This is a genomic window from Streptomyces sp. MB09-02B (genome assembly GCF_033794485.1).
Classification (GTDB): domain Bacteria; phylum Actinomycetota; class Actinomycetes; order Streptomycetales; family Streptomycetaceae; genus Streptomyces.
In genome coordinates this window covers 1-1,334 of the sequence record NZ_JARGEE010000865.1, presented here as the reverse complement: position 1 = coordinate 1,334, position 1,334 = coordinate 1, and the positions used below count along the sequence as shown (strand labels likewise).

General features: G+C 73.3%; 1 protein-coding gene and 1 pseudogene. Both read left to right on the top strand.

The window, feature by feature from the left end; translation table 11 throughout:
* A pseudogene (locus P1P70_RS44710) lies at positions 1-164 on the top strand (phenylacetate-CoA oxygenase subunit PaaJ); the annotation flags it as partial.
* On the top strand, positions 164-1,309 hold the full coding sequence (gene paaE / locus P1P70_RS44705; protein ID WP_319248241.1) for a 1,2-phenylacetyl-CoA epoxidase subunit PaaE: 1,146 nt from the start codon (positions 164-166) through the stop codon (positions 1,307-1,309). The pseudogene P1P70_RS44710 and the gene paaE, both read left to right, overlap by 1 nt.
* The last annotated feature ends 25 nt before the right edge of the window (positions 1,310-1,334 follow it).

Here is a 1,334-nt window from a genome sequence, read left to right as displayed (position 1 = left end):
GCCCCGTCCCCCTCGTGCTGGCGCCCACCCGACGGTCCGTCGCCTGCCCCCGCTGCGGCTCCGCCGACACCGAGGAGACGTCCCGCTTCGCCGCCACGTCCTGCAAGTCCCTGTGGCGCTGCCGCACCTGCCGCGAGCCGTTCGAGCACGTCAAGGAGATCTGATGGAAGGCCTCAGCGAGAGCCCGACGAGAGGGGTTCCGGATTCGGCCGTTCTCCGGGGCGGTGCGGGGCGCGCACGTGCGCGGCGACGGCCGGGGTTCCACGTCCTGCGGGTCGCCGCCGTGCAGCCGCTCTGTGAGGACGCGGTCGCCGTCGGGTTCGAGGTTCCGGCGGAGCTGGCGGAGGAGTTCGCGTTCGCGCCGGGGCAGTCGCTGACGCTGCGGCGCGAGATCGGCGGCCGCGACGAGCGGCGGTCGTACTCGATCTGCTCCCCGGCCGGGACGACCCTGCGCATCGGTGTACGGGTCGTGCAGGGCGGACTCTTCTCGTCGTGGCTGGTCAACGACGTGCGACCCGGCGACACCGTAGAGGTCATGGCCCCCACCGGCTTCTTCACTCCGGACCTCACCACCCCCGGCCACCATGTGCTGATCGCGGCCGGCTCCGGCATCACCCCCATGGTCTCCATCGCCGAGTCCGTGCTCGCCGCCGACCCCCGCTCCACCGTGACCCTCTTCTACGGCAACCGCCGCACGGGCACGGTGATGTTCGCCGACGAACTGGCCGACCTGAAGGACCTGTACCCGGCCCGCTTCCAACTCGCCCACGTCCTCTCCCGCGAACCCCGCGAGGCCGAGGTGCTCTCCGGCCGCCTCGACGCCGAGCGGCTCGCGGCGCTGATCGACTCCCTGGTCGACGTCGGGACGGCCGACCACTGGTGGCTGTGCGGCCCGCACGGCATGGTCCGCGACGCCCAGCGGGTCCTGGACGGACTCGGCGTCCCCGCCGACCGTGTCCACCAGGAGCTGTTCTACGCCGACGACGAACCGGTCCGGGAGGCGCGGCACGAGGAGGTCGCCGCGGAGGGGCCCGTCAGCGAGGTCACGGTCGTCCTCGACGGCCGCACCACGACCGCCGCGCTGCCCCGCGAGCGCAGCGTCCTCGACGGCGCCCAACGCACCCGCCCCGACCTGCCGTTCGCCTGCAAGGGCGGGGTCTGCGGCACGTGCCGCGCGCTGGTCACGGACGGCCGGGCCGAGATGCGCCGCAACTTCGCGCTGGAGCCGGCGGAGGTCGAGGCGGGGTACGTCCTGACCTGCCAGTCGTACCCGGTCACGGACACGTTGACGGTGGACTTCGATACGTGAGGTCGGGGGCCGGGGGGTGCGTTGT

Excerpts from the sequence above, each read along its gene's own strand:
- paaE (WP_319248241.1), top strand. The coding sequence starts at position 164 with ATGGAAGGCCTCAGCGAGAGCCCGACGAGAGGGGTTCCGGATTCGGCC.